The organism is Propionibacterium cyclohexanicum, from assembly GCF_900111365.1.
GTDB classification, from domain to species: Bacteria; Actinomycetota; Actinomycetes; order Propionibacteriales; family Propionibacteriaceae; genus Propionibacterium; species Propionibacterium cyclohexanicum.
Window position 1 is genome coordinate 39,094 of record NZ_FOGZ01000024.1, and the last position, 6,000, is coordinate 45,093.

General features: G+C 69.0%; 3 protein-coding genes. 2 read left to right on the forward strand and 1 reads right to left on the reverse strand.

What is annotated here, in order from left to right:
• Positions 1 to 138 precede the first annotated feature (138 nt).
• Both BMX93_RS10580 and BMX93_RS10585 read left to right on the forward strand, forming a co-directional pair.
• Positions 139 to 1,554: an ATP-binding protein gene (locus BMX93_RS10580; protein WP_091970865.1), complete on the forward strand. Its 1,416-nt coding sequence runs from the start codon at positions 139 to 141 to the stop codon at positions 1,552 to 1,554.
• Positions 1,554 to 2,447, forward strand: a complete 894-nt coding sequence (locus BMX93_RS10585) for an O-methyltransferase (protein ID WP_091970866.1) — start codon at positions 1,554 to 1,556, stop codon at positions 2,445 to 2,447. Before BMX93_RS10580 ends, BMX93_RS10585 begins: the two co-directional genes overlap by 1 nt.
• Here the strand turns inward: BMX93_RS10585 and mobF are convergent.
• A complete protein-coding gene (mobF, locus tag BMX93_RS13350) occupies positions 2,444 to 5,902 on the reverse strand; it encodes a MobF family relaxase (protein WP_091970867.1) in 3,459 nt (1,152 codons plus the stop codon). The genes BMX93_RS10585 and mobF overlap by 4 nt on opposite strands.
• Between the last annotated feature and the right edge of the window lie 98 nt (positions 5,903 to 6,000).

Consider the following 6,000-nt stretch of genomic DNA (forward strand, 5'->3'; position numbering starts at 1 on the left):
ACGGCGATCGGCCTGGTCAGGCGAGCGCGAGCAGAGGTAACCGACACCCTATGACGATCGCACATCTTGCCCCCTAGCGCACGCACCGAGGGCATCGTGTCTCCCTCGAAGCGGGCAGAGGTCGGGCATCATGAGTACATGGTGACATCCACCCCTGACACGACGATCGACGCCGGCGCAGAGAAGCGCTTCTTCATCGAGATGCTTACGAAGGATATCGAGCTGCTGCCGGCGATCGTAGACCTGGTGGACAACAGCGTCGACGGCGCTCGGGGTCTGCACCCGGACGGCAACCTCAGCGGTCAGTGGGTCAAGATCGAGTTCGGCGACGAGTCGTTCACCATCTCCGATAACTCGGGTGGCATCTCCGTCGACATCGCTCGGCACTACGCGTTCCGGTTCGGACGCTCCAAGGATTTCACGGGCGTCAAGCGGTCGGTGGGCCAGTTCGGCGTTGGCATGAAGCGGGCCATCTTCAAGATCGGGCAGGCATTCGCGGTGCAATCCGCCTTCCGAGGCACGCCCGGAACGAACGACGGCTCCCGCTTCGACCTCAGCGTCGACGTCGAGGAATGGGCGCAACAGGACGAATGGACGTTCCAGTTCGGCTCCGTCGAGGAGTCAGTCGCGCTTGGCCCGGACGAGGTAGCGGGCACAGTCATCTCCGTCACCAAGCTTCATCCGAGCGTCCAAGATGACCTCGGAGACCCCGCGATCATCCAGGCGCTCCGAACAGAGCTTCGGGTGCGCCACCAGGAGTCGATCCAAAGCGGCCTTCAACTCCACCTCAACAGCGAGCAGCCGCTCACCGCGTCGAGGCCATCGCTCCAGGCATCGGACGTGGTTCGACCACTCGTGAAGGAGTTCCAAGTGGCGGGTGCTGGTGGGGGCACGGTCGAGGTGAAGCTGTACGCGGGAACCGTCGCGCCGCCGAAGCGCGACAAGGACGCCGATCCCGAGGACGACGGCCAGGCAGAGAACTTCCAGGACCCAGGCGACGCCGGCTGGTACCTGTTCTGCAACGACCGCCTGTTGCTGGTGGCCGACCGGACTCCTCTGACCGGCTGGGGCAATCCCGCTGCCGCCTACCACCCGCAGTATCGAGCCTTCCGAGGCTTCGTCTACCTCTCGGCCGACGACGCCGGTCTCCTGCCCTGGAACACGACCAAGACCGCCGTCGACCGCGACTCGCCCGTGTTCCGAGCTGTCCAATCGGAAATGAAGACGGCCCTCGTTGCGGTTCAAGCTGTCATCAACCGCGCGAAGCAAGTTCGCTCCCGACTGGAGGAGGACGAGCAGAAACCCGAGATTCTGGTCGCCCTGGACGAGGCTCAAGATCAGCCGATCACATCGCTCTCGGCATCGACCCAGATGGTCGCGCCGGCAGCACCGCCGCCGAAGCCGAAGGCTCCCCCGACGCCGAAGATTCAGCGGATTCAGTATGCCGTCGACCCGAAACGGTTCGATGAGGTGGCAACCGCACTCGGTGCAACCAGCGGCTCCGAGGTCGGCCGCCTCACGTTCGACTACTTCTACGACCAAGAAATCGGCTAATGGCCCGACAGTACGAGTTCCGCCCGGCGAAGGCTGCCCAGCGAAGAATGATCGTGGATGCGTGCCGTCGTCTCACGGCCATCTCGGCGCTGGACCAGTACCAGTACGTCGGCTTCGGCGGGCTGGAGTTCATCGACTTTGTCGAGTTTCACCGCGGCCTCGGCATCCCTCTGATGACGAGCATCGAGCGCGACACCAACATTCAGCACCGGCTCGAGTTCAATAAGCCCTACAACAGCATCCGAGTCCTCATGGGCGAGGCGCGCGATCAACTCCCACAGGTAGATTGGACAAAGTTGTCGATCACCTGGCTCGACTACACGGACGTGCTGACAAAGGACATCCTGCGCGACCTCGACTATGTAGTGAGGTCGAGCGTTCCCGGCAGCATCGTGCTCGTCACCGTGAACGGAGCCGCCACGTACCCCCTGTCGAATCGGCTCGACAATCTTCGCGACAAACTCGGGGACCTCATCGGCGACGATCTGAACGCCAGTGACATGAACGGCTGGGGACCCGCGCAGGTCGAACGGAGTGTGCTCCAAGCCACGGCCCACTCGGTGGGCCGCGACGCGCACGGTCTGCCATTCCGCCAGCTCTTCAACTTCCACTACGCCGACGATGCCAAGATGCTCACCTGGGGCGGGATCGTCACCAGCGCCAACCTCGACCGCACCATCGACGCCTGCCGGTTCGATGACCTCCACTTCGTCCGCACCGGAGACGATGCCTTCGAGATCAACGTTCCCGTTCTCACCGAGCGCGAAATCACTTACCTGGAGACCGAACTCGTCGGGTCAACCTCCGGCGCCCTGCCAAAGATCAAGGGCGTCGAACCAAAGGACATTAAGGCATTCGCGCAGGTCTACCGCTGGAGAGTGGGCACTCGCTAGAGACCTGGACCGATTCTCCGTGGTCCCGTACGCAGCGTCGGTGGCTGCGCGTGCCATTCGACATCGGTGAGTCTCTGGGCTCGGTCGAGCGCCGCCTGAGCGCGGGCGGCGTCGATCTTCTGTGCCGCGCTCTCGGCCGGCGCTCCGAGCGGTGTGGGGCCGGTGATGCTGTAGCGGTCGCGGTAGGCGGCGACGGTGCGAGCGTGCCGCCGCCAGAGCGCGGCGGCCTTGGCATCCTTCGGCTCGGGGCCGAGCGCGACCGTCCACATCTCGCCGTCCTGTAGAGCGCCGGCGAGTTGGGCGTCCGCGCGGGCCTCGATGAGGTCGCGGCGTTCGGTGAGCGCCTGCCGCGTCTCGGTGCTCATGGTCCCGGTGGCTTCGGGGATGAGTCCCGCGATCAGCCGCGGCGTCTTGCGGGCGCGACCCGAACCTGCCGGCCGGGCGGTGGTCGTGGCGACGCGGTAGTGCAGGACGGCGGCGATGTCGTCGGCATCGGTGAAGCCGCGCGCTCGGACCAGGCGCGGCAGCAGGGCCTCGATGCTGTGGTGGTTGGCCTCGGCCCGGCGCAGTTCGGCGGTGAGCGCCCCGAACGCCTCGGAGGCGATCGCGTCCTCTGCCTCGTCGTCGGTGAGGCCGGAGGCGCGGATGAGGGCAGCCCAGCGGTCGTGCTGCGCGGCGGCGGCGATCGTCTCGTGCGCGGCCGCGAGCTGAGCGATCGAACCCCACGCCTCCTGCTCGGCGGTGATCGTCTCGTGCGCGGAGAGCTCGGCGCCGACGTGCTGGAGCACCCCAAACAGCACGCTCCGCGCGGTCGCCTCGGCATTGTCGCTGGGGTGCGGTGTCTCGTGTGCGGGGTCGGGCTTTTCGACGGCGACGTAGGCGACGTTCGCGTGGCTGCCTCGGGTCATGGCGACGTAGAAGTTCTCCCGCGTCGTGCTCGCGTCGACCAGGACGTGCGAGGCGTCCACGGTGATGCCCTGGGCGCGGTAGGCGGTCACCGCGTAGCCAAGCTCGACGTGCCCGGCGGCGTAGTCCGCGGGCAGGACGACGGAGCCGCCCCACTTGCGGCCGGCGCGGCGCAGGGTGAGAGAGCCGTCGTCCCGAACCTCGGTGACCGTCCATCTGTTGCCGTTGCGGACCCAGCCCCTCCCGGCGCGCAGGCGGCGGTCGTTGTGGCGGGTGATCACGGTATCCCCGACCGCGGCTCTCGTGCCGTCGCGCAGCTCGACCTCTCGGCGTGCGTCCACGGTGCCGTCGAGGATCAGGTCGGCTCTGGCCCGCTCGTTCAGCGCGAGCACCGATTCGTTGGAGTCCGCGACCAGCACCGCCGCCCTGCCCGCGAGGGTGTCTGTGCGCCAGGCGCGGTAGGCGGCGTCGATCATCGCCTCCGTCTCGCCCTCGGCGACGCGGCCGTTCTCCAGGTGGGCGTCGATCGCCTCGGTGCGGCCGTGCCGGAGCCCGAGGGAGGCGGCCTTCTCCCACTCATTGACGAGGCGGTGGATGTCGACCAGCTCGGGGGCGTCGTCGCGGTCGTGCACGAGCATCGCGAACGCCCCCGACGCGGCCGGGGACTGGAGTTGCGCGTAGTCGCCCACCAACAAGACCTTCGCCCCAGCCTCGGCCGCAAGCCCGGTGATGCGGTCCAGGGACAGGGAGCCGGCCAGGGACGCCTCGTCGACGATGACGAGCTGGCCCTTGCGGAACGTGGCCCCGGTGCGCTGGTGGGTGTCCCACCACTTCGCGGTGTTCTCGGTTCTGATCCCGAGGTCATCGGCGAGCACCTGCGCAGCGACCGCCGAGGGCGCTAGCCCGACGACGGAGCCGTGGCCGTGCTCGTTCTCCCACGCCCGCCGCAGCGCCGACATGGCCGTGGTCTTGCCGGCGCCGGCCGGCCCTACGAGCACGTCGACCACACGGCCGGAGACGGCGACCGAGGCGAGGGCGCCGGCCTGGTCGTCGCCGAGGACCCGGCCCTCGCGGTCGGGCTTGCCCGTGATCCTCTCAACGGTCGCCAACGGCACGGTCGGGCCGGTGGTGGTGCGGGCGCGCTTCAGGAGGCGGTCTTCGGCCACCAGCAGGACCTCGGAGGAGAACACTGTCGAGTGGCGGGGTCGGAACACGCTGGTCCCGTCCCGCCGCTGGAACGCGGCCGGACTGGACGCGAGCTCGGGCGGCGTGAGGCGCAGCGACCCGGCCTCGGCGGCATCCACGACCAGCCCGACGACCGCCTCGCGGTCGTGGATGGTGGCGAACCTGTAGCCCATCGTCTGCCGAGCCGCCTCGGCGGTCAGGTTCCAGCGGCGCCAGGTGGACCGCTTCTCGCCAACCGCCTCCACGACGCTCAGCCCGAGACTGGCGATCACGTCCAGGGACACGTCGTCGGCGCGCAGCGGCAGCGGCGCGTCGTTCGCGGCGACGGTGCGCGCCCATCCGGTCGCATCGGCTCCGAGCAGCCCGCCGGCGCGCCGTCGCCAGTCGGCGGTGAGGTCCGCGAGCGAGCGGACCTCCTTCTCCGGCCGCGTGCTCAGCGTGGCTTGGGCGCGGAGTCTGATGATCGTCGCCATCGAGGGCTGCCGGCCATGCCGTGCCGCGTACTCGGCGATGAGCCGGTTCTTCTCCGCGTCGATGTGCCGGGAGCGGGAGGAGAACTCGGCCACCAGCTCCTCCGGCACCGCGGCGATCGCCCACGCCGGGTTCCGGTCCCGGCCCATGTCCCGGGCCTCCCACTCGACCCCGAACGCGCGGGTCAGGTGGTCAGCGAACACGGCCTCGTGCAGCTCGGACAGGGCGACCGTCGCGGCGTGCATCGGCCGACCGTCCAGGGACCGCCACTTGCCGTCCAGGACGGTCTGCGTCTTGTTCGACACGACGACGTGCGTGTGCAGATGCGGATCGCCCGCCCGGCTGTCGTAGTGGTCGAACGCGGTGGCGATCAGCCCGGCCACGTCGACCTGCGCAACCGCGCCGTTGCGTCCGGTTGCGCCGGTGCGGGTGGCTGCAACCTCCCGTTCCATGAACGCAACCACCTCCGCAACCGCCGCATGGTGCGCGTCCGCGATGAGCGCCTGCGTCCCCGCGTCCGCGACCGCCCAGAGCACCGACGCGGACTTCGGGATCGAGAAGGTGAAGTCGAACCCCGCAACCGCCCGGCGGGTGCCGCGCTCGGTCTCCTCGGCCTCGATCCCGGCGACCGCCTCGGCCTTCGCCGCCGGCCCCATGTCGGGGTCCAGGTCGGCGACACGGGCAGCGATCCGCTCCGCGACGCTGCGGTACTCCGGGTACGCGCGCCCCAGCGGGACGCCGGTGATCGGGTCGCGGCCCATGCCGACGAGGAGCTGGAGCTGGGCTTCCGAGACCTGATCGCCCACCGCGATCCGGCCACCGCCAAGCGCGGCGACGCCGGAGCCGAGCCAGCGACCAGGCGGGCTCCCCTCCTCCGCGTAGTAGCGCGTCAACGGGGCTCTTCATAGATGAGGGTGTAGGGCATGTCGCGCGGTCGGGTGGCGCGTCGGTGTGGGGGGAGGGGTCGAGGTCTTCCGAGGATGGAGGTTCC

Coding starts and splice junctions, on each gene's coding strand:
- BMX93_RS10580 (WP_091970865.1), top strand. CDS start 139: ATGGTGACATCCACCCCTGACACGACGATCGACGCCGGCGCAGAGAAG.
- BMX93_RS10585 (WP_091970866.1), top strand. CDS start 1,554: ATGGCCCGACAGTACGAGTTCCGCCCGGCGAAGGCTGCCCAGCGAAGA.